Here is a 24,016-nt window from a genome sequence, read left to right on the forward strand (position 1 = left end):
CCCACAACGAACATTCACGGCAAACAACTTCCTATCCCATCATTTTTCCACGAAGAACCAGACACGGACATTCTACCGCAGCGGGCTTTCAGGCTCCATTTCTAGAGCATGTTCGCCCATTGACATCCCTTGGTAAAACACGAAAGGAGAAGCAACTCCAATTCATTCGGAGTAGAGCTCCGCATCCCATTCCTCATCTGCTTCATCAGCGTACAGATCAAGCATTCGACGATTGACGGGACGTCGCGAGCGAGCTTCGTGCTCATCTTTGATTCGATCCCAAATCGCTTGTACGTCTGAACCTTCCATCGTCTCGTTTGTCGACAAATGTCGTGTGATCGGACCGATGTATTCCTGCCAGCTTGGCAAGCTGATGTATCGCTCTCCAAGAGCAATCTGTCGGTCCAAATAGGCGACTCGCTCAGTCTCATCGTGATGAAGAAATCCGGCCGCTGTCCATGCCTGACGCCAGTCGTGCTCGTGTTCCTTGATCGCCGATACTGTGCAGGGCCGACCTCGGTGAAGAAGTTCCAGGATCGGTCCAGCCAAGGCTAAGTGGCACAGGTTTTCCATCAATCGAGTGCGTGGGAACGTGCCAGGCGGATACTGCAATTCAGGCATACGGATCATGGTCCACTCATCGAGCCGTTGTACTCGCGGACCGATGCGGGCCAGATCGGCAGCAGAGAAGCCATTGACCGACATCAGTTCAATGGGGAACCCAGCGTTCATCGCAAGCAGAGCGTGGCCACTGGTGTGATAGATCCGATCTTCGGTGATCTCTTTCGAGGCGGTTGTCGTGGCCATAATCTAGCAATATCGACAGACCGACTCGTCTTGAATCGGCCGGTCGTGAAACGGTGGGCGCGCCCTACTCGCGTCTCAGGCGAGGACCCGGTCATGAGCCCCTCTTGGTCAGGTATTGAAGTGGTAGCACCGGATTCGGTGTAGCAACTTCTGCTGGGCTGGGATCGAAAAGCCTTCTTTCTCCTGCTCATCAGACGAGACACGGGCGTACATCACGGCCTTTGAGTGATTGGGTGAGCACTGACGCCGCACTGCATTGGCTCGTTTCTGTCGATGAAAATTATTCTACCCGTTTGAGGCGGAAATGTCTTCTTTGAGGTCATGCCAAGCAGCGCTTTGTCATCTCAATTCAACCGGAAGAATGCCAACTTCAACACGCTGGCTATGTACTCTTGGTATTGCCTCGTCCACCTAATCCGAGTGGAATCAAGGTTCTGATCTTGCCAATAGAAACGAGAACGTCGTTGGGGACACTTTCGCTCCCCGGCAACTGAATCGGCGGTAGCAGGTCGCCGCACTTCAATGTTGCCGTCTCCCAGCCGGGGATCGCCTGAATGAACTTTTTTAGATCGTTCCCGTTCTCGGTGAACTTGTCAAAGTCGAGTGTGAGTGAAACGAACTCGTGAATCATCAATATGCCGTGGGTGGCGTCTTTCGTTTTTGCCAGCTTGGCAGTTGCTGCCAACGCATGAAACAGTTGGTACCGTAGAGGTTTGATCTCATCATCCACGGAGTGCCCGACGATTCCGCAAGAGAGTCTCTCGACTCGCGTTGGGATATTGCTACCACGGTCAATCGGCGCATCGTCCAGTTGTTTCTGCACGGTCGGTCCCAAAGACTCATCTGCCTTGGCTTCGACGGTGACAGCCACTCGGTGTCCGGCTGAAGCGGTTCCCCATAGTGCGAGATCAGCATTTCGCTTGCCGCCCCGGAACTCATCGAATCCAATCTCCATCTCAGCAACCGCCTGTTCGATTGTCAGGCCACGAGTTGCCGGATCTCTGTTCAATGCTTCTTTGAGTTCATGGGGACACTCCATACTGCCAGAGTCGCACCATGCTCTGGCAAGTTCTTTAGCACTCCGGTAATCCTTCCATTGAGCAGCTCCCCCGGCTGGTGGTGCATTCTCAAACCAGGACTGCAAGTCGACAATCGACGCCCCTTGCTCTGTTTTTCCTGTCACGTGAATCATTCGAGATCACCGTCCCCGTTGCTGAGTTCTCCGAGCTTTTGCTCGTGCCATTCCTGATATGTTTGGCCGGTTGCCTCAAGTTTCCATGAGATGCGGCCGTTGATGTTTCCGGCATTGACGATCGCGCCACCGGCACTTGGACTGCTGAATCCGACATCCTCGGTAAAAATGAAATACTCCGATTCATGGCTATCAGCGAGCTTGCCGTCATTCAGTAGTTGCTCCCGCAACGCCTTGTAGGAAGTCCAAGATTTTGGTCCCTCTTTCCGAGCTTTCGATCCCTTCAACACAACGAACTCACCACCAATCTCACAAGCCTTCGCGGTCGCTCCCATCACGGTCAGTGAGAATGTCGGCGATTCGACTTCAATCAGATCGGTCGTATCAGCCGCTGATGGCTTCCGTTGTAGAAAACCGAAGCTTAGGACTGGAAACACCATCTGAACCTGTTCCAGAGAGTATTCCATGTCCGCAAAATCGGGCTCGGGTAGAGGCGGCAACGGCGGTGCGGTGCCGTTCATCACATTTGCCCGACCAGCCTGATGAGCCATTTGAATGACGCGGCTTTCAAGGTATCGCCCGTGCGACTTGCTAAGGTTTTGATCCTTGCTGATAACCAGAACGACTCGATTCCAGAAATCCTTGGTTTCATCCTTATCGTGGTTCAACAGTCGAGTCCAAACACTGTCGCCTTCACCAATGTAGACACATTCCCTGTTGGGAGCATCAGGATCGGGGCCGACCAGGCGATACACACCAGTCCGCTTAGCAAGAAGACACGCCCATTGTGCTCGGTGCCGCAACGGCAACGCCCTTCGGCTAGTCGCAGTTCATTTTCTTCGGTGTCGTGATAGACAAACAATTCCAATGACTCCGCATCAAGTATCAACCGCCGTTTTTGTATCACCGCCATGTTTCGTCACTCGTGGTCTGCATTGAATCTTCATTGCGTCTCGTGAAAACGACTCGTCGGTTGCTTTAGCTGACCAAACAAAGGCTTCGCCTTGCTTCAGTTGGGCCATCTTTTCCGGCGTGAGCGCATGCAGAGAGGAGTTCGCTTTCTGGATGTACTTGATCCATGCAGGCGAGTTGAAGCGATGCAGAATGATCTGTGTCGACAATTCAATCAGAGCCAGCGGGACCGACGGAGGGTCCTGGCTAGCCACCATCACACTTGTGCCTTTGTGGCGCATTTCACGAACGACTTCCACGAGTCCGGCAACCAATTCAGCACTGTCGATGTATTTGTGGGCCTCGTCGAAGACAACCAGCTTATTGAACTTTGTACCTTCGTAGGTCGCGTCTCCGAAAAGTTGCAACAGAACAACAAAGAGTCCGAGCGCTTCGTCTTTCTCGATGAACTCGTCACGCAAATCGACGATTACCAACCGTCCAGGCCGGATCAATCCCTTCAGGCTACTCTCGTCATCAATGTACTGCGCTGCCATTTCCAGTCGAAGTCCCGCCAAATCCTTCAAACTGTCAGATAGCGAGGAGTCATCAATTCCACTCTGAAGTCCCTCCAGCGTCATATCGTTGCGGAGACCTCTCATTATTGACTTGAGCTGCCGCATGTATAGCTGGTTCCCAACAGCCCCCATCGGGAACTGCCAGTGGCTCACCTGCAACTCTTTTGCAGAAAAGCGAAGCGGGTGCACGTCAACTCCCGGATATTCTCGACGACGATCCTCAATCTTGTCCTTCGGGACCAGCAGCAAAACATCTTCGATAGCCCGAGGCTTCGCGCCGAACCGTTTTTCCAGTGCTTCGATGGCCCAACTCTCAGAGTTCGGCTCCCGCATGGACGTGAACTCGGGGCGATAGTCCTGAGTTGGGCTGTAATGAAAAATTACAGTGGCGAGTGGGCTCGGGAGGTGATTGATGTTCGGGATTGGAACCGTCGCCATCTCGGCGACAGAACCGAGTGTGTAGCTTTTGCCACCTCCCTGGACACCAAACAAGCTGATTGTGTGGGTCTGATTCAGATCCAGTGCAATTTTACGCCCTGCAAATTCACCGATAATGCCGTACTGCGGAGAATCATTGGTGCTTCCCAAAAGTACGTCGAAAGATGGTCCGCGCTTATCCGCTTGAGCCGGCAGGGCGGAAACTGCCTCTTTCGACTCCTCGATACTCTGGACGCCAGTTTCTCGCGACACTGCGTGCTCGGACTCTATTTGTTCCTGTTCTGGATCATCGAGTGATTTACGTTCAGCCGCTGGTTTCTGCTGCGGGGCTTCGCTGGCTCGTGCTCGTATCTCCTGGTCTTGTTCGTCGTCGGATTGGAGTGAAGATGGTTGAATGGCATCCTCGTCAAGATCGGAGACAAAACTACGTGAGGTCAGCGAGTCCCAATCCACGCATCGGTCACGATCTGGGGCAAGGAATGCAGCATCACTCAGCTTTGGTATCGACGATGTTGTTTCTACTGCTGCCTCCCCGCCGGAACTCGGTGTGGGAGGGTCTTCACTGTTATCTGAGGCAAACAGATCACCACTGCTGGAATCATCCTCAGAATCACTCGGTCGCGCACCAACCTCATTTACGAGCGTTTGAATGACGTCTATGCCGACTCGATGGAACTCAACCTCATTATCGACTTCTGATTCGTCAACACCATCCTTCTCAAAATCAAACACTATTGCACTACGCGTAAACTTCAGATCATAGCCGTCTTCAAGTGTCCGAAGAAAAAATCGAGCCTCATCGGCCACCTTGTGTTCAAGCATCTCGAAACGTGCTGAACGTTCAACATAGAACTCAAGCAACCTGCAAAGTTCTGCTGTTTTGAACGAGCGGTCGATTCGGTCAGGAGTATGCAAGCGTGGATCGAAATGAAGGCGGATGACGCGTTCGCTCGTTTCCAACTGCTCAACAATACTGTCCTTCAACTGAGCGTACTGAGCGAGATTGCCTGCGTTGGAATAGCACTTCACTTCAATCAGGTTGCAGGTAATCGTTCGCGTTGCTGCGTTGAGATCGAACAATGCCAGATCAGTACGCTTGAGGCTGACTTCCTCCTGGAGATCAGCAGCAGCTTTTCTTGGCTCCCGATACAGGTCAACATGGGCATCGAGTGGCACGACGATTTGATTAGTGAAGATTCCTTGATGGTCGAGATACAGCTTTGCGAGCGCAAGACCAAGCGCTTCCGCTCTCTGGTTCGGCGAGGCAATCAACTTCAGCGCAAGTCGACCTGATAAAGATCGCAAGCTATCGAGAATAGCAGCGGATCTCTGTCCATCGTGCGGCAACGAATAGCGCTCCAAGACCGATCGCATCATTGCCTCAACTTCGAGCAGCGAGCGTGAGGTCACAAGAACCTGATGTCCCAATCCGTTTTCCAATGTGGGTGTGTGTTCGATCAAGTAGTCAGGCCGGATTCCTTGGTCATTGTGATCAAAGTATTCGATTCCAATGTTTCGATCGACGGTGAAGACCCAGTCACTCACGTCGTGAACTTGGTGAATCAGTGCTCTATCGTCATTGTCGAGCGCAAGCGTAACCTGAGGCCGATTCGATACTCCCGCCTGCCCTGTGGCAACCGTCGCGGTCGCAGCTGAAAAAACGGTTGGCAGAGACGATAGCAAATCAGTGATAGACTCAGCTCCGCTAATCGCAGATGCTCGCCCATGTCGAGGCTGCCGTGTCCAAGCGACTGTTTCTCCATCGTCTGTGTAGTCGAGAACGAAGTCTTGCAGCAGACCGTGTACCGGAGCACCAGCTTGTTCCGCTTGATACTTCCCGGCAGAAACCGCCTCCGCTGGGAAAACGTCGAACAGCAGGCTGACATGAGCTGGGTACGCGTCACTCTCCGACCGAAAATCTGCCGTTGGGCGAATTGCGACCCTCAATTTTGGATTCAAGTGGTCCTTGCCCAAAGCTGAAAACGCATCAGCTCGCTGCGCCGTTGTGCTGCCCTCCGGGTTCAACAACTCAAGTAGGTTCTCTCCAACCCCCGGTTCGTTTGCGTCAGGCACGAACAAACGGATGTCGTATTTCATGCCATGAAGTGCCTCAATGCCCTGAAGTTCAAGGAGCATGTCAGCGAGCACTCGTCCCCGTCCGGGATTGAAAGCATTGATCGACAGTGAACGAACATAGGGGTGCTGAACGAGGTAACGCTGAACTCGGTCTGCCAAAAACTTGCCTGTTACAGTCATCCCTCCAATGTCAGGCTCGGGCAATCCTAGCGCGGATGTCACGTTTCCTATAAGTCCTCGTGCATCCCGCTCCAAACTGGGAGCATAGAGCGTCCACAGTGGGTGAATATTGTCCACTGCGGTAAATACACTCCCGTGACCGACCGAGAGATAGGGAGGATGGTTTGCCGGCAGTAACCGGTTCAGCAAGACATCTCTGGCAGGCGAAACGAACTCTCGTCGACACTTCTCGGCAATCGTGATCCATGATTCTCCAAGAGCGGACCAACCAGCTAGCCAAAGGCACCGAATCGGATGAAGTGGGCCAATCAGCGCTGCCTGCTGTCTCTGGCCTCGATAGTTTGTCAAGCCAATGTGAACGACGTCGATATTCAAGAGCCCCTCAATGGCCACGAGCACCTCGTGCCGATCTTTTCCACTTCGGGCCTCCGCGTGACGCAGCAATGTTTGCAGTAACAACTGAAACTGAACTGCGTATTCAAGAACTTCATCGCGGAGTTCGCCGAAATCAGCGCCTTGTGAGATGAGATTCAACTCGCCTCGTGTGATCGCTTCAAAAAGAGACTTGCGAGCTACAAGGAACGCGTCAATCGAAACTGCGCCGGTTACATTGAGTGCTGTGCAGACGGGATCGCCTGCGACGCCGCGATTGATCGACACCCGCCACGTCGCCAAAACTTCGGGCTCAGCAAGTATTCTTTGCTCAATGCCACAAAGGCAGCCGCTGACCGGAATGTTGACCGTCCCTTCGCTGCCAAACTTGGCTTCGATCATTGCCTGGGAGCCACGAGACTTCTCCGACCAATGTACAGAGGATGGTACGATCTGCTGGGATTCACGATCGTCAAGGATAGCAGTGAATTGCAGGTCTCGTTGTGCGTGCAGAAGACTTGGGTGGCGAGGAATGGCACGTTGAACTGGCTCAACTTCCACTTCGCCTTCAGGAACTACATAGAAAAGGTCACCTTCGTTCGGTGCTTGTGTTTGTTCTGAACTTGTATCGTCGATCCACGGTAGCGCTTGTCCCTTGCGATCAAGAAGTGTGAGTCGCTCGCCATCCTCAGTGAATGCTTGGACTCGTACGAAATGCCAGCCTTCTTCCCAATCGAATCCAGCGAGTTTATTGAAACTCACGGTCTTCTTACCTGAATTGGTTTTCCAGGCCGAGACACTTTTGACGATACCTGTTGGGCCGTTGTTTACCGAAATGATCTGAAGTTGGAACTTCGCTAGTCCCTCGACTTTCGACGGTATTGGATCGACCTGAAATGCAACACTGAATTTCTTCAAACCGTTCTTGCCCAGCGGCAACACGAGCTCGCCGGTCAACCCTTCGAGACTCTGAACACCACTGTCTTCTTCACCAACTCTTGGCAGCTTTGTGTACGTCACTTCCACGAAGACTTCGTCGGGTGCGTCGGCCTCGTCTTCAAACTCCCATTTGTCAAATGAAAACCGGTAGTTCGACCGGTCGCGCACTATCTGACGAGTCCAGTGGTGCGGATTTTCAAGCCCGATTTCTGATAAAAAGTTCGCGAGGTCGGCTCTAAACGCACGCTTTTCAAGTCCGAGGTCCATCGTGCGCAAACGATCGGACTTTTCCGAGGTAGTCAGACTAGATACACACCGTAGATTCGTCCCAACACGGTATGGGGCCTTGGTTGCGTCAGCAAGTAATTTGAAGTCCGGTACGAGTCCCAACTCATAAAGCGCCGCACCGACAACATCAGGATCACAGTCGTTGACCTTGATTGTCAACAGGAAACGCGTGACTGCAAGTGGAGTAGCCCAGTTCCAATCGCTTTGCGAAACGCGCTGCAAGATGCTCTGTACGCCACTCCGAATCGCAACAGGAATTTCCTCAAGAAGCTTGCGATTGACATCAGAATAGACATCTCCAAGACGCACATCCTCGAAGGTCGCGATTCCGAATGAATCCTCCGAGGAGGTCCTCAGTTCATTCGGAACAAACACGACCAGAGGCGGCCTGAGAGTGCCATCGGCTTCTGGATTGCGCAGCTCGATCAGTTTCGTACTTGTGATGTAAACATCATCGTTCTTTGAATGAGCGTCGTCCGTCAGTACGAATACCAATGAATAAGGTACTTCTCCCCGCAAACGCGAACAAAGTCGCGACATCAAGTCTGCATCGAGGTCTGAGACCCGCATGCAATGGCCTGGACCACGCTGAATCAGCATCTGCCGAAACCGAGCCGCCAAGTGCTTCTCAATCTCGGCAGCGACGTCGGAGTGGTGTATTTCCTTCAGTCCTTGACTCATGCCCCATCCTCCTCAGCGACGCTGGAGGTGTCGTATTCTGGAATTGAGTAACGGGGTGTCACAGTTTGTGTGACATAGGCGTCAGATAAATCACGATAGAATCCCACTTCCCGCCGTCGCGTCTTGAACAACGCAAGGTTCTCACGCAATGCCTCCCTGTCAGTGATACTCGCCTCGCCAAAACCATCGTTTGGTGGCAGACGGTCGACATAAATCCCGTATCGTTCGCGAAGAAATAGCAGAACCTCCTCTATTCTCATCTCGGTGGTATGGAAGCCACGACGCCCTCCTGGCCGAAGTACGGCGATCTGCAATAAAACTTCGAGCAGTCGGCCATCGAGTACAACGCGACGCTTTGAGTTGCGGACTCTCGGTTGTGCTAAAAGTGCCCCTTGATCGTTCTTCATCATCAGCGAGTCGAGAGCTGTAACAATGTTTCGACGATGCCCCGCAGCTTGCAGGCCAACGATGATTTCAATGTAGGTCTCGAAATCTGACAGTCCCATGTCGACAACAGCTTCAATTTCCGGTGCGATGTCTTCCTTCGATGCCCCCGAACTCGTTTCTAATACACCCGCCAAACGACTACTAAAAAATGCTTCGCGTTCATTTTTGTGTGTCGGCTCCAACAACTGAAGAAGGTCTCCAATCGCGAATCCGTTGTCTGGACGAATCAATTTGCCCTTCTTTACAAGATGTTCTGCGAACTCGTCGAGCTTCTTGATGGTGTAATTCGCTTTCACGAAGCCTGTAATTCTTCCAAAGTGAACATCCGCGCTTCGTTCGGCCAACGTCGCCATGTGAGATCCTGGCACGTTCGCTACGTCTGCGAGCAAATGAACCCGATAAGGGCAGCCACCATGTGGTTCAGTCAGGATTCTCGGCTGCATGGGGCAGTTGCCGGTAGCACAGGTTGGGTCCGCAGATCGACGCTTGATGAGTAGCGGCAGCAGCTTGAACAGCCTCAGGTGGTAGAGTGCCATGTGAAATGACAACAAAATCTTCAAATACTCCACCATGACGCTGCGCGGAATGAAGTTTTGATACACAAGAAGCCGAATCACGTCATCGGCCATAAGGTCCGCAGAACCAACGCAGACCGGCTTTTGGCTGTCTCGTTCCTTTGTGTTGTCCGCGATGTCCTGAGTTACCTGGTTGCACAATGCCAGCAATGCCTGCGTTTCCACGTCGATCTGAGTATTTGCGTCAAACTTGTCAGTGTTCAGGTCTTGTCCGGGAAAGAAGAACCGCTTGAGCTGGTCAATCGCGTTCTGACCATTGTGTCGAGCGTGGTAAAGCGTTTCATAGATGTGCTGGGCAGCTCCGTAATCTCGGCACTTCTTCGCGTTGCGAAAGCGGTATGTGAACCCGTGGAGCGGTCGGGGGGCGGCGATCGCCTGATTCGATTTTCCCCGATTCACAATGTCCATCAGGTGCGTTTCAAGCCATTGCTCCAGCACTTTCGGATACTTGTCAAATCCGCCGAACAGTTCTGGATGCTCCAGAAACTCGTTTGTGAAATCCTTGAGAGTGACGTCTACCGTTCGGCGAATACGGCTAGGTAGCCCACTATGACGGATACGAGCAAGCAAAGTCGTCAAGACGCGATCCATCTCGATCTGCTTGAACTCAAGGTAGCTGGTCTTTGTTAGACGGAAGTCTTTGTCTTTTTTGGAAAGTGCCATATCTAAACCTCCGTTCCGACGTGTTCGAGGTTTAGCCGTCCCGATTCCTCTCGCTCGACGCGGAAGAAGTCATGGCCAGTGGTTGTCAGCAACACCTCTTGATAAGGAGCAGAACTAAGCAGGTTTTTGAAGATTGCCAGACTGAGATAATAACCCTGCAACTCCTCCACAGTGGGGCGATAGCCATGATTCAATCGGTAGAGCATCTCGAACACATCGAGGTTCACATCGAGACTGGCGACCAGCCCCGCTTCACTATGAAAACTCAAAATCAGACTGGTCGGCATGTGTTCTACGAATCGAGCTCTGCTGGCTGAGTCATCAACCTGCAACTGAAATCGCTCCGCTGGGAACAATCGGTAACTTCGCATCGCCCCGTTTGGTACGTCTCGAACCTGCAAGACCAGCTTCCCCTTCATCCGTTCGGGATTCGTCAATCCCTCGCCCAAATTGATTGCTCGGATCAACGATTGGAGAACATCCTCTGGTGGAACTTCACCGCGAACGACTTGCAGCATTTGACCGGCTGATTGATAAGGCAGCATCCGCCGCCATGAATCATCAATCCTTTCAAAGTAATGCCGCCGCTTTGCCATCGACACATACGATTGATGTGTGAAGAATCGGTCTCTACTGGCTTGACCCGAGTGATTCCAAGGCAGGTCGTTATACAAACGCGAGAATATTTCCGTGTCGTATTGCCCGCGCTGGTCGAAGCCCAAGAGTCCTTTCAACTGGTCTGGAGACTGAAAATCCAAAGCACGATCAAGACGAGGATCTGTGGCCTTGCCGACATCAATCTCTGCCAACAGAGAAAGTAGGCGATCGGCCGAGCCCGATTCACCGCCCATCCAGCTGTTGAAGTAGAACGAGTTGGCAATTTCTCGTGGATTTCCGCTGGCGTACAGCTCGTGAATCTCCTCGCAATTCCGCGTCCCTGCGATCATGAAAGACAGCGACGAACCGAGATCGCGAAGCGTCACATGCTGTCGGCCACGCAAGTCACTCAGCGTGTAGAGCGTCTTCAGCCGTTCAGTGACCAATGGTCCGGCTGTGTCATCCTGGAACGTCTTCACATTGTGGAGGACGTAGCATCGCTCGCGGAGGTCGCAGCTATCACAGCGTTTCCAGAACTTCTTGTGCGTCATCCGTTTCAGCAAGCGTTCCAGTATCGACGGCTGCCCATCTGAGCTATTGGCAACAACACTTCGCAAGTTGAGGTTGACCATGGCAATGCCATCGTCAGGGACACCGCTTTCGAGTCCTTGACGAACCAGAGTCAACAAGTGCGGATAATCCTCAGCATGGCTTTCGAGGAAATCGACAAGCCGCCCTTCGTTGATCGCGATAAGTCGAGTCTCATCGGTAGGCCATGCGCTGGCATCATCACCTTGAAACGGCTCCAGAAATTCAGTGAGTACCGCCTCATTGGTAACGTCGCCTTCGTCCTGACTGCCATCGTAGTTGCTGCGAAACTTCCGTCCCTTCAACTCAAATGTGGCTCCATTGCCACGCGGCGCAGGAGTCACCGTCGCACCGTCCGACTTCGCTTGCTGTTCCAGCTTTTGCAGGAATGCCGTTTTGCCGTCACCAGCATTTCCCGTGATAATCACCAACCGAAACTCACCGTCGAGCGAAGCGGGGATCAGTTCCCGGTCAAGGGCTGTCTCAACGTAGATCTCGCCATCCAGTGTCAGCCCACGAGTGCCTTTGTTGTTGCGTCCCTGGCTGTAAAGCGTCAGAAGCACGTCCACGAAGGGGTTCGTGTTTGGCTTCGCAGCCGAATCGAGCGTGGACGGCACCTTCCACGTGATGGTTCCTTCTGTTTCCTCTGGCGCGGTCATTCGTAACGAACTGATGGCCTGCATCGCCTTGAGTATGTCATCCGCCGACTGAAAGCGTTCGTGCCTCTCGGGGTGAATCACTTTCCAGAGAAACTCAACGACTGGTTGTGGCAAATCACCACAAGTCGACTGAGCGTACGAGCGAGGGTCTTGAGCCATCGTTCCGCGCGGGGGCGTGGACGCATTCCAGGGATACTTGCCTGTGATCGCTTGATACAGCGTCACACCAAACGCATATAAATCACGATCCTGAAGGTCAGTCCGAGTCGGCTCGACGCCCAGTTCGTAGTCCGGTGGAAGGTACTTGCGTGTTCCACCATGCTGTTCGGTTTCTTCGCTGACATCGACCGACACATTGAAGTCGATAATCTTGACACCTTCCGACGTCCACAGCAGGTTTCGAGGTTTGATGTCGCAGTGGTAGACGTTGTGCTTGTGTAGGTGTGCCAGACCCTCCACGACCTGTTTGCCCATTTCCCATGCGTCGCCCCGTTGCAGCGCATGGTTTTCAATCAGCCCACCAACGTCGTAGCCTTCAACGAAGTCAAACGCGATGAACGGCAGGTCACCGGCAAGGAATCCGGGAGTGATAACCTTCACTACATAACGGTGCTGAGGAAGTTGGTCGAGCAGCATTGTCTCTTGCTTGACCTTCTCGATCGAAGAATAACGACCAGGCAGGATGATCTTGACGACAATCGGGCGTTCACGAAGCGAGTCAAATACTTTGTAGACGACACCAAAGCCGCCTGAGCCCAGCTTTTCCAGGACCTTGTATTGTTTAGTGAGATCGTAGCCGGCGGGAAGGTCTTTGAAATTGACAATGGAATCGTCCGAGTCTTCTCCACCGGTCTCAGGTTCTTCTGTTGAGGGTGGTTCGCCGTCGCCAGAGTCGCTCGGTGGTGCAAGAATCTTTTCGAGTTCGGTGAGGGCTTCCTTTGCGCTGGGACGCTTGTCTTTGTTGAAAGCGCACATGGCTTGCAACCACTCATCGAATCCATCAGGCAAGTCCGGCTGATGTTTGGAAGCGACGACGGAGAAGACACAGCTCTGATCCATCATCTCGCTGGCATTTCCGAACGGTCGCTCGCCCGTAAACAACTCGTAGAGCACAATGCCGAGAGAGAAGACGTCGGAAGCCGTTGATGCCTGACTCGGATGGCCGCCCGCTTCGGAACGACACTCCAGCGGTTGATAATCGCTCTCCAGATCATCAACGATCTCAGACGCAATCGTTGATGTCCGTTCATTCCCACCTCGGGCGTGGTCAAAGTTGATCAGTCTCGCCTGTCCGTCAATTCCAAACAGAATTGTGCTCGGACAGATATTCCGATGGATTACATTGTGGGCGTGTGCATGAACAAGCCCACTCAACAGGTCCTGAGCCACACGAACTTTCTGATCGAACGTCAGCGCCATATCCGGGCGCTCGATGTGCAACCGCAGAGCTTGGCCGCTCATGTCCTCCACTACTAGCACGTAGCGGTCTTCGTCCTCATTGGGAAAGAAGTCCCGAGCCGCCTGAATCGCAGGATGCGTCGGTAAGGAGCTGAGTGCCTTATAGGCGTTGGAGATACGCCGAAGTTCCGCCGCCTTTTCTTCATCGGTGGCGTACGGGTCGACGGAATAAACACGCAGTACAACGCGGCCCCCACTCTTGCCGACATACGTGTTGTATGCGCGGAACTCGGAGAAGTGGTCCGTCCCTCCCAGCTTCTCACTGACAACCCAGCTGCCATACCGGGCCGGTCCCTGAATCGGTTTGGCGCTTCCCTGAATGGCTTTGATCGTGTTGCCGGTGTATTTCTTGATATTGTTCAGGAAGCGGTCGGGAATCCGTTTGTTGTCCTGAAAGAAGCGGGCGCTTTTGGCGAGCGTCGTAGTATTCGGAGCATCCTTGCCTGTGGAATCGGACAAATGAGCGGTGGGGGCCGTCAGGATGACAGCTGCATCGCAGTAGACCTTCCGCAAATTCGGATCGGCATGATTGCTGTCGCCGATCAAGCCGCTCAGTGCCTTGGCGTGTCCCCGCAACTTCGGCAAAGGGGAACTGAACGGCTGGCGTCCTTCGGGATACCATTTGCTCCCATAGACGTCGATATTGCCATTCGTCCCTTTGACGTCGACCAGATAAACCGCGTGCGGCGCGATGATCGCGAGGTCGATCTCAAAGATCTCGTTACCGCGTCGGATTTCAAAGTTGTGGAGAATGGTGTAGGTATCGGGCAAATGATCGCGCAGGTGAGCAATCGCCTGCCGTTCCGAGTCGTTGACCGGTTGTCCGATTGCGATCACCTTGGCCATCAGGCGTTCTCCTCGATTGCTTGTTCCACCAGAGAGATGCCCTCGCGTTCTGCGTGCAAGGCTTCATCGAGGCAATCAACGATCTCACGCGCCGCCGACACAAACTTCTGTCGAATACTGTGCTTGCTCCAAGGAACCATGAGATCTGCAATCAAGCCACAATCCAAACTTGGGATTGATGTTCCAAATGCCGTTGCAATCGCAGCGTAATAGCCAGGTTGAGTGGCAAAGATTGCCCAAAGATACAGGGCATCCTCGTGCGTATGACATCGCACCCTTACCAAGTGCTCCGAAGCTGCCCAACCGTAATTTGTTGGTAGCGGGAGCACACTACGTCCAATGATGCCCCCCAGCTGACCACTTCTTGGAAGCAGCACGTCTCGATCCGTGAGGATCAGTTTTTCCAGATGTGGTGTCCGATTGGAAATCAAATACTCGGCAGCCGGTTCCAGTCGAAATACAGCGGATGACGAGAGGAACGGTATCCCGAATGCCTGATCGTCCACTTTCATTCGGGCTCCTCGATTCGGCTCAAAAACATCCTCGACGTGATCGCCAAGAGCTACCGCATCTTTATGAGATGCCAAGGAGTGCCTTGCAGCCTGTACGGCGGAGCTATGATGAAAGGCGTCCATTCTCCTCGTAAGTTTCAACGCAGACGTCTTAGTGAAGACGGAACGCAGAGTCCGACGTTCCCATCCAATAAACGACTCGACTGCATTCACCAGTTCTTGCCTAACGGCTCCTGCCCTACATCGAAGTTCAGCGGCCCGCGTGATGAGCTCGTGAACGCGGTGCTCGGTACTCTTTCCAAACCGAGGCACCGGCAATGTTGCGATATGTTCAGGCTCTATCGATTGAATGATCGATCCATATGTCCCGGAAACGACGATTGGAATTCCATACTTTGAACTAACAAAGGCATATAAATACCCCGATGGAACCAGCGACTCATCGGGTACAACTCGCATTACATGTTCCGAGCACGCCATTCCGTCCATCTCGCTGCGAGCATAGACGGTTCGGCCAATGGTTCCCGAACGGGTTATAAGGGTCCAGCCCTCATGGATGACAAACTGCGGTTTCTTTTTCACCTGGCGTTTCGCCATCAAAGAAAGTGTGCTCAAGTCGGCATTCAGGATGTCGGTACTACTGAGGAACGGAACTCCATGATTAGGATCGTCTACCCAAGTTCGCCCCTCACGCCCTGCGTGATAAATTCCTTTCATACCGTCGCGAGTGAGTGTGATCAGCTGATCTTTCTTTGCCCCCAAGCCTTCAAGGGTCTTCCTTGCTTCCAATGCTCCGGAAATGAACGGCCTTGCGTCCAAGCGGTATGCCATCTCCCGAATCCATGATGCTTTTACCGGATGTCTCGAATTCATCAGCTTCATGATTCACCACCAATCGGAAACCAGCGTTGGAGCGTGCCTACAAGCTGATGGAATGCTGGATCTTTGCAGCGTCTTATTGAAACCTCCTCGACAATGTCACGATAGAGCGACGAGTTATAAGCTGTTCGACAGCGTTTACAGACTGCCTTGAATAGATCCTTCGGTCGTAGGGGCTTATCGTGCCCATCTGGCCATTCACCATCTTCACGAAGCGCGTCCCTTAGTGAACCGGGACCACGATAACCGAGCGTGGATTGTACATGAGGATGATCCTGCCATACCCAGACTTCTAACTCAGGGTCAATCACAACGACGTCAGCAGTGTCATTTCCCCAGCCATTCACTTGAAGGCGGTCGAGAATCTCTTCACGGACCTCCTCAGCTGGCCTCTCACCACCAAACTTCTTGTCGAGCATTACAATGAGTCGCTCATGAGACTCCATATAGCCGTTTTCCTGGAGAAGCGTGTGACAGTATTTGAATACCCCGCCATCAGCTCCCATCCCAAGGCGTGGTGCTTCTAGAATGTCCTTCTCAAACTGGAAACGAAAATCGCGACATCCCAACCGCCGATCCAGGTGGCCTTTCGATATGAACCCGTCAACAATGTCGCCCATAGCTTGGTCGGCCACAAAAAATAGGCAATCACGTTTGTCACCGGTCATCCAAGTACCCCCGTAGCTAAAAGAGTTCCCAGATCGACAGACCCTTTCCAGTCCTTGAGACGGGGATGGTCGCTGCCAGTCAAGATGCTGGCAGATCCATCACTCTCGATACTCGCACATACGACTTCGGAAACTTCACTATGCGCCAATACGAGTGGAGATTGTGTCGACACCCACACTTGGCAGTCATAAATTGATCGAAGCGCATCGAGTACAGTTTCAATCGCACGCGGATGAATGCCATCTTCGGGCTGTTCAATGACTAAATGGTCCGGCAGACGTTCAACAGGGAGATAAGGAATCAGGGTCAATGCCATTAGCCGAAGTGTTCCCTCCGAGAGCCCAGATGACGTGACCTCGTAGCCGTTTTCGTATGTGACGACGAAGTACGCGTGATGATCTTCTTCCCGTTCGACCGCTCGGATTGCTTTCACATTTCGTAAGCCTGTTCGGACATGCTTGACCCATCGCTCAAACCTGTCAGGATCAGCGTTCTGAAGCTCTAGAGCGAGCCATGGCATCGTGCTTCCGTCAGTTACGATGCCCTTCTTTTGACCTGGCGGACAAGCACTTCTTAGCGTGTTCCACTTTGGGTCGAAGAATACGGCCTTTTGTTCGAGCAGGTTCCGAAACCAGTTGGCTGCGGGATAGACTTGACTATCAGGTGGCAAGACGGCAAGTGCGACTTGACCAGTAGGAACCCGCATTTGCAGTATTGGGCGTTTTGTTTTGGCTTGCTTGTCTTCTACTTCTTGACTGAAAATAGCTGGGCTGCCGCCACTGCGATGCAAGACTGATAGCCAATGCTCATGGCCCAGTATTGGAGAACTCTCTTTGCGAACTTTGGTTGGATCACCAAGCAGACCTTCTGATCTGAAGTCCGGTGTCGTCGGGTGCTTTTCTGGAAATAAGAACAATCTTTCATCTCGAACTTGGAACTCGCCGGTGCCGGAAAAGAGTTCCAATCGAAGTTCATACCGTAGCTTCTTTGGCCACAGTTCTTCATTCGCCTGCATCTCAACATCAGTAGAATCTGTAAGTCGACTTACTACTTCTGGCGGCAACTGTGCTTCAACTGCGAAGGTGAGTTGATTTGATTCCTCTCGAAAAAACAACTCCTGAACAGTATGAGCTCGGGGAGTGATCCAGCTTGCTTGCGGCTTGAGGAACGCATCAGCGCAGAACCGAGAGCGAATCATGTCTCCCAGCAACACCGGAATGTCCAGCAGCGTAGTTTTCCCCGCGCCGTTGCGTCCTGCGATGATATTGTACTCGCTGAAGTCGACGCCGACGCCAACATCGTTGAAACAGCGATACCGATATGCTTCGATTCGTGTAATCATGGATCAAGCTCCCGGTATCGGATATTTAGCACGGAACTTTCGATACTCCTCGGCAATGTCTTTCATGTCATCATCAAGAACTCGCTGTTTGCGCGTCAGCTTGCGAGTCACCCACTCACCGGCGAGGCGAACTTTCTCCTCCTTCTCAACGTCTTCAAGGATCTCCTCACCATCAGGCGATCGCTTGTAGAGCGTATTCCCGCGTCGGTCGTAGCCAACCTTTTCTGCCACAGCCATGAAAACGGGATAATCTTTTGGGCCAGAAACATCCTCGGCAGCAATCTCCTCGTCGGTCTTTTTCTTGAGGAATAGCAAGCTGGTCAGAATGTTGACGTTGGCTTCAACGATGAAGCATTCGACCGGCAAGTCGACACTCGCTAGCACGTAAGCATGCCGCATGATCCACCAGCGGATGTATTCATCGCCGGGATTACCAAGGATGCCGTCTGGCAGAACGATCCCCATTCGTCCGCCAGGTTTCAGCCATTGAAGACAACGTTCAATGAACAGAATTTCGGGGGCAACGCTTCCCTGGCGTGATTCCGTCTTTCGGAAGCTACCACTTTCCGTCCGCTCCCAGCGGTAACCCAATTCGTAATGCTTGAGAATATTCGGGTCGGTGACTGGGATGTCAGATCCGAATGGTGGGTTCGTCATCACGACATCCATCGACCCAAGCTTCCCCCGCTTTTTCATGAACTCAACGCCCGTGAGATTTCCCTCAGGAAACTCCAGCGAGTTCATGTGAAAGATGTTGGCCATCTGATTGCAGGCCATCACGACGTTCATCTGTGAGGCTCTCACCAGCGACGGATCGAAGTCAGCTCCAAAGAGATAGGTCTTGGCGAAGTTCTTGAGTCGCTTCTGATAGTTCACGAATGTCGTGGTCGATTCAGTGTCGGCATTCGTCCCTTCTTCTTGCCGGTACTTTTTGATCAGATACCCGAGCGTTGCACGCAGAAATCCGCCCGTTCCACAAGCTGGGTCGATGACTCGCTCTGTATCCTCTGGAGCGAGCATCTCCACCATCAGCTTGACAGCGTTGCTTGGCGTAAAGAACTGCCCTCGGTCACCCCGAAGGGTATCGCCAACGATTTCCTGGTACGCAGCTCCTTTGGCGTCAGTATCCGTCCGGCCGAAGTCGTACTTGGCCAGTTCCGAGACCATGAATGCCAAGGCGCGATCGGAAAGCTGAATCTCCTCATTGCCACGAAAAATGTTTCCGTATTTATCGCCTGCGTATTCATTTCGCGTTGCTTCAAACAGCGGAATAATTCGTTTGCGAATGGCAGCCTGACCTTCTTCCGTGAATCGCTCATCCGGGGCAACCCAGAAACGACGATCACCGTTGGTCTGACGCTCGTCGTACATCTTGGCAAAGATCAGATAGAGGAATTGCCAGAATGCAACGTCCTTCGACATTCCCTCGTTGCCGTGAATAAAGTTGTGGCAGCGTCGAAAGGTGATCCGCAGCAGTTCAGGGTCGGCCTTTCGCAGCTTCGCGTGCGAATGGACATCTTTGGTTCCTTGCGACTCGTCTGCGAGAGGCCAGTCTCCGGCAGGCTTGAAGTCTGCCTCGAAGCGTCCTTGTTCCTTTTTCAGGAAGAAGAACTCCATGCCGTTAGTCCACAGGCCCCACTGGCAGGCATCAATGGCTTCCATCAGGTCTTTCAGCTCATCGAGATCCTTGGTTGCCTGCTCGTGATCACGGAGTTTGAATCCTCCCTTCTTGCCTTTCTTCGGCTCCGGTTTGCAGATCACGATCCGATGCAGATTCTCGACATCGTGTTCGCTACCGGTTTTGAAGATGGCAATATCGACTCCCTTTCGTCGGCTGCCGACCTTGACCTTGAAGTCCGGCTCCATGTCATCAGGCGAAAAGCCGTATTCATGGAAGATGGCACGCGCGATCCGCTGACGGACCTTCTCCTTAGCCGATTCCTTGACCGGTTTCCCCGTGATGTAGTCGACGATCTTGCCGTCCTCGATCGACGCGGCATCGTCTTCCGACATTTCGTCGTCCATCGTGTCGACGTCGGAATCGCTAACGACCTTCTTGGCCTTCTTCTTTCCCACGGATGTCGAGTCCTTGTCTACCAAACGGTGTTTCGAGGTGGATGATCCCGGTGCTACGCCGATTTCCCTGCGGAGCGTTCCAGCTTTCGCAGTATCTGCTCTAACTCCTTCCGCTTGAAAAGCCGGTAGTTGTTGAGCGGATGCCGATACTCTGTCAGCTTTCCTTCCGCACCCCAGGCGCGAACCGTATTCGGGCACACTCCAAGGATTTCGGCAGCTTCTTTCACACGAACGAAGCCTTCGTCTTTCAACATGACGCTCCCTCCCAACAGGCGGAATGCGGTCTGTCGACCAAAACCAAACCTTACCAATAGTTCCACCATTTCTCAATCAGGGCCTCGGATTCCATGACGATTCGTTCCACGACTTTGCGGGCTGGGAAAGCTGTGATTGCTGAATTGGGACCGAAAACGCGGCAAGTAACTTGATGCCCTTGGCATAGCTCTGGGAACTCGCTTCTCAGGCACTTGCAGCCCCTTGGGAACCGGCTTTGACTGGTTCCCAAGGGGCTTTTCTCGTTTCGGGGTCGGTGGTCGGTCCTGTGTTCGTTTTCTGTAACTCGGAGGAACAAGCCTTGTCGCACATTGTTTCGATTCAAACGGAAGTTCGTGATCCCGTCGCCATTCGGTCGGCGTGTGATCGACTCAAACTGCCGGAGCCAGTCTTCGGCCAAGTGAAGCTGTTCAGCAGTTCGGCGACCGGCTGGGCTGTGCAGTTGCCGGAGTGGCGGTATCCGGTTGTGGCCGACGTCAACACCGGCAAGCTCGCCTACGACAACTACAACGGTCGCTGGGGTGAGCAGAAACAGCTCGACCGATTCCTCCAGGGCTATGCCGTGGAGAAGGCGAAGATCGAGGCTCGCAAGAAGGGCCACTCGATCATCGAGCAGCCGCTGGAAGACGGCTCGATCAAGTTGACAGTGAGCGTAGGAGGTGCTGCATGAGCAAGACCATTGAAATCACCGTCCTGCCCAATGGTCAGACCAAAGTGGAAACCAAGGGCTTCATCGGCTCGGAATGTCGACAGGCCAGTCAGTTCATCGAGAAAGCACTGGGGCAGCAGACAGATGAAGTCCTCAAAGCCGAGTTTCATCAATCGGTCTCGCGTCAGCAGTCGGTGCGGGAAGGAGGCTGACCGTGACCAACGTCCGCCGCCGTGTTCTGCGCCCGCAAGGCTCTGACGCGGAATCCCGTCGTTGCCAGCGAAGGCTTCAGAAAAAACAGGATCAACTCAGCAAAGAGCGTGAATCCCTCAAACGCTGGATGTCGCGTCTCAAGCGAGCATTCCACGCGATGGAGAAGCTGCAAGCCAAGATCGCTCGACTCGAACGACAGATCGAGCAGCTTGAAGCAGAGCAATCCGTGACCGTTCCCGAATAGCGGTCTCTCATCAATCTTTATTCATCACTCAACAGGAGTCCGTGTATGTCACTGACTGAACGGCTTGCGGAGTACGCGCGAGCGTGCTTTAGCGGCATCTGGATTGAAAGCCACGAGCATCAGGATGCTCTGGTGGCCATCGCGAAGTTGTGTCATCAGGAAGACTGGCGGCTCGCCACCTGGGACATTGAACAGGGATTGAAAGTTCCCGGCGCGGAGATCGAAGCCACCGGGAACGATCCTTTGGCAGCCATACGTTCCGTCAACTCGCTGGTCACGCCGGACGGCACGGCGATCCTGGTGCTTCAAAACTTTCACCGGTTCCTGCAATCAGCCGAAATCGTGCAGGCGATCGCCCAGCAGATTGTCGCTGGTAAGCAGAACCGGACGATTCTCGTGGTTCTGGCTCCGGTCGTGCAGTTGCCGGTCGAACTCGAAAAGTTGTTTGTCGTCATCGAGCACGAACTCCCTGACCGAGAACAGCTCGGAGAGATCGCTCGCGGGATCGCGACTGAAGATTCCGAACTACCGGACGGCCCCGAGCTGGAAACCGTTCTGGATGCAGCCGCCGGTTTGACTCGGATGGAGGCGGAGAACGCTTTCAGCCTGTCACTGGTTCGGCATGGTCGCGTGACGCCCGACGCGGTCTGGGAACTGAAAACTCAGACTTTGAAGAAATCGGGTTCACTCGAACTGCATCGCGGTCAGGAAGACTTCAGCAGCCTCGGTGGATTATCGGCATTGAAGTCGTTCTGCAAACGGGCACTGCTGCAACCGAGTCGGGGAGATGAGCGACGCCGACCGCGAGGCGTGCTGCTGCTGTCACCGCCAGGTTGCGGCAAATCGCAGTTCTGTAAAGCACTGGGAAAAGAAGTCGGCAGGCCGGTGCTGATTCTGGACGTTGGCAGTCTGATGGGTTCGCTCGTCGGGCAATCCGAGGAACGAACTCGCCAGGCATTGCACGTTGTCGATGCGATGGGTCCAGCCGTGCTAATGATCGACGAAGTTGAGAAAGCCTTCGCTGGGGTGAATGGCAGCGGTGACTCAGGCGTGTCGTCACGCATGTTCGGGACGTTCCTGAGTTGGCTCAACGATCATTCGTCCGACGTGTTTGTCGTCTGCACTGCGAATGATGTTTCCCGGCTCCCACCCGAGTTTGGACGGAGCGAACGGTTCGATGGCATCTTCTTCCTCGACCTTCCCGGTCGCGAGGAGAAGGACGCGATCTGGAACATCTATTTGACATTGTTCGAGATCGACCGCGACCAGCGGATGCCCGACGACAACGACTGGACGGGAGCGGAGATCAAAGCCTGTTGCCGCCTGTCGGCACTGCTCGATGTTCCCTTGGTTCAAGCCGCCCAGAATGTGGTGCCCATCGCCATGACGGCCAACGAAAGCGTGGACCGCCTGCGAAAGTGGGCCAGTGGTCGCTGCCTGTCGGCGAATCAGCCTGGCACTTACCAGTCCGGCAAGACATCGAAGCAACGCCGTCGCGTAAGCCGTGATCCATCCAATAACTAATCCTCATCACAAACATGAATCTTGATCTACCGGGATGTGACCAGCGTGGTCGCCCCGGCTTGTTTTCATTCAGGAGATCCCACCATGACCACATTACTCGATGAACCGCAGACCCAGCGGACCGTCTCGCCCAGTGAGCAACTGCGGACGACGATGGCAGCGGCCCGGCTTAGTTTCACCTGGCTGGGCGTGCGCAAGTCATTGACGTCAGCGCAGAAGAATCAGGCGGCTGACTCCTTCGGCGCGGAAGGGAAGTTCCTTTCCGCAGGGAAAAAGTTGCTCGACACATCACATCCGGCATTCAAAGCTGTCACGGCCATTCGCGGGCGTGCAGTCGCATACTGGAAAGGAGTGTCACTGCCGTTCCCGGAGCCAGGCATTCGATTGATTCGGCAGGACTCGATCACCGACTTTGATCAGCAGATAGCCGAGTTTCGGGAAGAACTGGACGAAGCAGTTGCGGAACTCGACCGCCACTATGACGAGTTGAGATCACTCGCGCGGGAACGGCTTGGGGATCTGTTCGACCTCAGCGACTACCCGACGACATTGATCGGAATGTTCGCGATTGAGCACGATTATCCGAGTGTTGAGCCGCCGAACTATCTGCGGCAACTCAGCCCGGAGCTTTACGAGCAAGAATGTCGCCGCGTGCAGTCACGGTTCGATGAAGCCGCGCAACTCGCGGAGCAGGCATTCGTCGACGAACTGGCCCGGCTGGTTGATCACATCACCGAGCGATTGAGTGGTGAGCTGGATGGCAAGCCGAAGGTCTTTCGCGATTCCGCAGTCACCAATCTGAGCGAGTTCTTCGAGCGGTTCCGGGCGTTGAACGTCCGGTCAAACGAGGAACTAGATCAGTTGGTCGGTCGTGCTCAGCAGGTACTGGGCGGTGTGGAACCGCAGCAACTTCGCGACAACGGGGTGTTCCGGCAACAGATCGCCACTCAGCTTGCTGGGGTGCAGTCGTCGCTGGATGGCCTGCTGGTCGATCGTCCCCGCCGGAACATTCAGCGGCGACCGCGTTGAAGGAGGTCGAATTGCGCCTGCTCATTGAACCTTCCGGCAACTGTCGCTGCGTTTATTCAGAGGCGATTGATGTCCGGCAGATCGGCGAAACCAGCATCCGCCGTGGTTCACATGTTGAACCGACGGCGGATGGTCAATGGACCGCTGATCTCTCACCCGTCAACGGTCCGGTTCTTGGTCCGTTTTCGACTCGTTCCGAGGCACTCGACGCCGAAGTGGAATGGTTGCTCGAAAACTGGCTGACGCCGGACGAGTAACGACAACCTGATCTCAGCCTCGCAGCGTGCGGGGCGGCTGTATCTCAACGGCCGCCCTGTGTTGGGCGGTCGTT

At 53.7% G+C, this 24,016-nt stretch carries 17 protein-coding genes; 6 read left to right on the forward strand and 11 right to left on the reverse strand.

Going from position 1 to position 24,016, the window contains the following annotated elements:
* Positions 1-162: 162 nt before the first annotated feature.
* The 11 genes from Pan97_RS18840 to Pan97_RS18890 all read right to left on the reverse strand — a co-directional run bounded on the left by Pan97_RS18840 (position 163) and on the right by Pan97_RS18890 (position 20,007).
* The gene (locus Pan97_RS18840) at positions 163-807 is read right to left on the reverse strand and encodes a hypothetical protein (protein WP_144975265.1); all 645 of its coding nucleotides are present in this window, start codon (positions 805-807) and stop codon (positions 163-165) included.
* 382 nt (positions 808-1,189) lie between these two features.
* Complete coding sequence (locus Pan97_RS18845; protein WP_144975267.1) at positions 1,190-1,999, reverse strand: DUF6946 family protein; 810 nt, start codon at positions 1,997-1,999, stop codon at positions 1,190-1,192.
* Positions 1,996-2,667 (reverse strand): GIY-YIG nuclease family protein, encoded by a 672-nt coding sequence (locus Pan97_RS18850; protein ID WP_196782152.1) that lies wholly within the window; start codon positions 2,665-2,667, stop codon positions 1,996-1,998. The genes Pan97_RS18845 and Pan97_RS18850 overlap by 4 nt, the downstream gene beginning before the upstream one ends.
* 210 nt (positions 2,668-2,877) lie before the next feature.
* Positions 2,878-8,442, reverse strand: coding sequence for a methylation-associated defense system ATP-binding protein MAD8 (gene mads8 / locus Pan97_RS18855; RefSeq protein WP_144975271.1), 5,565 nt, complete (start codon positions 8,440-8,442; stop codon positions 2,878-2,880).
* The gene (mads7, locus tag Pan97_RS18860) at positions 8,439-10,127 is read right to left on the reverse strand and encodes a methylation-associated defense system protein MAD7 (protein WP_144975273.1); all 1,689 of its coding nucleotides are present in this window, start codon (positions 10,125-10,127) and stop codon (positions 8,439-8,441) included. Before mads7 ends, mads8 begins: the two co-directional genes overlap by 4 nt.
* A 2-nt stretch (positions 10,128-10,129) precedes the next feature.
* Positions 10,130-14,275, reverse strand: coding sequence for a methylation-associated defense system protein kinase MAD6 (mads6, locus tag Pan97_RS18865; protein ID WP_144975275.1), 4,146 nt, complete (start codon positions 14,273-14,275; stop codon positions 10,130-10,132).
* Positions 14,275-15,669, reverse strand: a complete 1,395-nt coding sequence (gene mads5 / locus Pan97_RS18870; RefSeq protein ID WP_144975277.1) for a methylation-associated defense system restriction endonuclease subunit S MAD5 — start codon at positions 15,667-15,669, stop codon at positions 14,275-14,277. The genes mads6 and mads5 overlap by 1 nt, the downstream gene beginning before the upstream one ends.
* Positions 15,666-16,334 (reverse strand): methylation-associated defense system protein MAD4, encoded by a 669-nt coding sequence (gene mads4 / locus Pan97_RS18875; RefSeq protein ID WP_144975279.1) that lies wholly within the window; start codon positions 16,332-16,334, stop codon positions 15,666-15,668. The genes mads5 and mads4 overlap by 4 nt, the downstream gene beginning before the upstream one ends.
* A complete protein-coding gene (gene mads3, locus Pan97_RS18880; protein ID WP_144975281.1) occupies positions 16,331-17,677 on the reverse strand; it encodes a methylation-associated defense system AAA family ATPase MAD3 in 1,347 nt (448 codons plus the stop codon). Before mads3 ends, mads4 begins: the two co-directional genes overlap by 4 nt.
* Before the next feature lie 3 nt (positions 17,678-17,680).
* Entirely contained in the window at positions 17,681-19,753 is a 2,073-nt protein-coding gene (mads2, locus tag Pan97_RS18885; protein ID WP_196782153.1) for a methylation-associated defense system DNA methyltransferase MAD2, read from the reverse strand.
* Between the two features lie 53 nt (positions 19,754-19,806).
* Positions 19,807-20,007 carry a helix-turn-helix domain-containing protein gene (locus tag Pan97_RS18890; protein ID WP_144975283.1) on the reverse strand — a complete coding sequence of 67 codons (201 nt, stop codon included), beginning with the start codon at positions 20,005-20,007 and terminating at the stop codon, positions 19,807-19,809.
* A gap of 320 nt (positions 20,008-20,327) precedes the next feature.
* On the opposite strand from Pan97_RS18890, the gene Pan97_RS18895 reads away from it, so the two are divergent.
* From Pan97_RS18895 to Pan97_RS18920, 6 genes are all read left to right on the forward strand, one after another.
* A complete protein-coding gene (locus Pan97_RS18895) occupies positions 20,328-20,696 on the forward strand; it encodes a DUF1257 domain-containing protein (protein WP_144975285.1) in 369 nt (122 codons plus the stop codon).
* On the forward strand, positions 20,693-20,887 hold the full coding sequence (locus tag Pan97_RS18900) for a DUF2997 domain-containing protein (protein WP_144975287.1): 195 nt from the start codon (positions 20,693-20,695) through the stop codon (positions 20,885-20,887). The genes Pan97_RS18895 and Pan97_RS18900 overlap by 4 nt, the downstream gene beginning before the upstream one ends.
* 2 nt (positions 20,888-20,889) lie before the next feature.
* On the forward strand, positions 20,890-21,132 hold the full coding sequence (locus Pan97_RS18905) for a hypothetical protein (RefSeq protein ID WP_144975289.1): 243 nt from the start codon (positions 20,890-20,892) through the stop codon (positions 21,130-21,132).
* A gap of 45 nt (positions 21,133-21,177) precedes the next feature.
* Positions 21,178-22,656, forward strand: coding sequence for an AAA family ATPase (locus Pan97_RS18910; protein ID WP_144975291.1), 1,479 nt, complete (start codon positions 21,178-21,180; stop codon positions 22,654-22,656).
* Between the two features lie 84 nt (positions 22,657-22,740).
* Complete coding sequence (locus tag Pan97_RS18915) at positions 22,741-23,685, forward strand: hypothetical protein (protein ID WP_144975293.1); 945 nt, start codon at positions 22,741-22,743, stop codon at positions 23,683-23,685.
* Positions 23,686-23,696: 11 nt separating this feature from the next.
* The gene (locus Pan97_RS18920) at positions 23,697-23,942 is read left to right on the forward strand and encodes a hypothetical protein (protein WP_144975295.1); all 246 of its coding nucleotides are present in this window, start codon (positions 23,697-23,699) and stop codon (positions 23,940-23,942) included.
* The last annotated feature ends 74 nt before the right edge of the window (positions 23,943-24,016 follow it).

The sequence above is a fragment of the Bremerella volcania genome (assembly GCF_007748115.1).
Lineage (GTDB): Bacteria > Planctomycetota > Planctomycetia > Pirellulales > Pirellulaceae > Bremerella > Bremerella volcania.

What these genes read in the sequence shown, in the direction of transcription:
- Pan97_RS18840 (WP_144975265.1), bottom strand. Translation starts at nt 807, where the DNA reads ATGGCCACGACAACCGCCTCGAAAGAGATCACCGAAGATCGGATCTAT.
- Pan97_RS18845 (WP_144975267.1), bottom strand. Translation starts at nt 1,999, where the DNA reads ATGATTCACGTGACAGGAAAAACAGAGCAAGGGGCGTCGATTGTCGAC.
- mads8 (WP_144975271.1), bottom strand. Translation starts at nt 8,442, where the DNA reads ATGAGTCAAGGACTGAAGGAAATACACCACTCCGACGTCGCTGCCGAG.
- mads7 (WP_144975273.1), bottom strand. Translation starts at nt 10,127, where the DNA reads ATGGCACTTTCCAAAAAAGACAAAGACTTCCGTCTAACAAAGACCAGC.
- mads6 (WP_144975275.1), bottom strand. Translation starts at nt 14,275, where the DNA reads ATGGCCAAGGTGATCGCAATCGGACAACCGGTCAACGACTCGGAACGG.
- mads5 (WP_144975277.1), bottom strand. Translation starts at nt 15,669, where the DNA reads ATGAAGCTGATGAATTCGAGACATCCGGTAAAAGCATCATGGATTCGG.
- mads4 (WP_144975279.1), bottom strand. Translation starts at nt 16,334, where the DNA reads ATGACCGGTGACAAACGTGATTGCCTATTTTTTGTGGCCGACCAAGCT.
- mads3 (WP_144975281.1), bottom strand. Translation starts at nt 17,677, where the DNA reads ATGATTACACGAATCGAAGCATATCGGTATCGCTGTTTCAACGATGTT.
- Pan97_RS18890 (WP_144975283.1), bottom strand. Translation starts at nt 20,007, where the DNA reads ATGTTGAAAGACGAAGGCTTCGTTCGTGTGAAAGAAGCTGCCGAAATC.
- Pan97_RS18900 (WP_144975287.1), top strand. Translation starts at nt 20,693, where the DNA reads ATGAGCAAGACCATTGAAATCACCGTCCTGCCCAATGGTCAGACCAAA.
- Pan97_RS18910 (WP_144975291.1), top strand. Translation starts at nt 21,178, where the DNA reads ATGTCACTGACTGAACGGCTTGCGGAGTACGCGCGAGCGTGCTTTAGC.
- Pan97_RS18915 (WP_144975293.1), top strand. Translation starts at nt 22,741, where the DNA reads ATGACCACATTACTCGATGAACCGCAGACCCAGCGGACCGTCTCGCCC.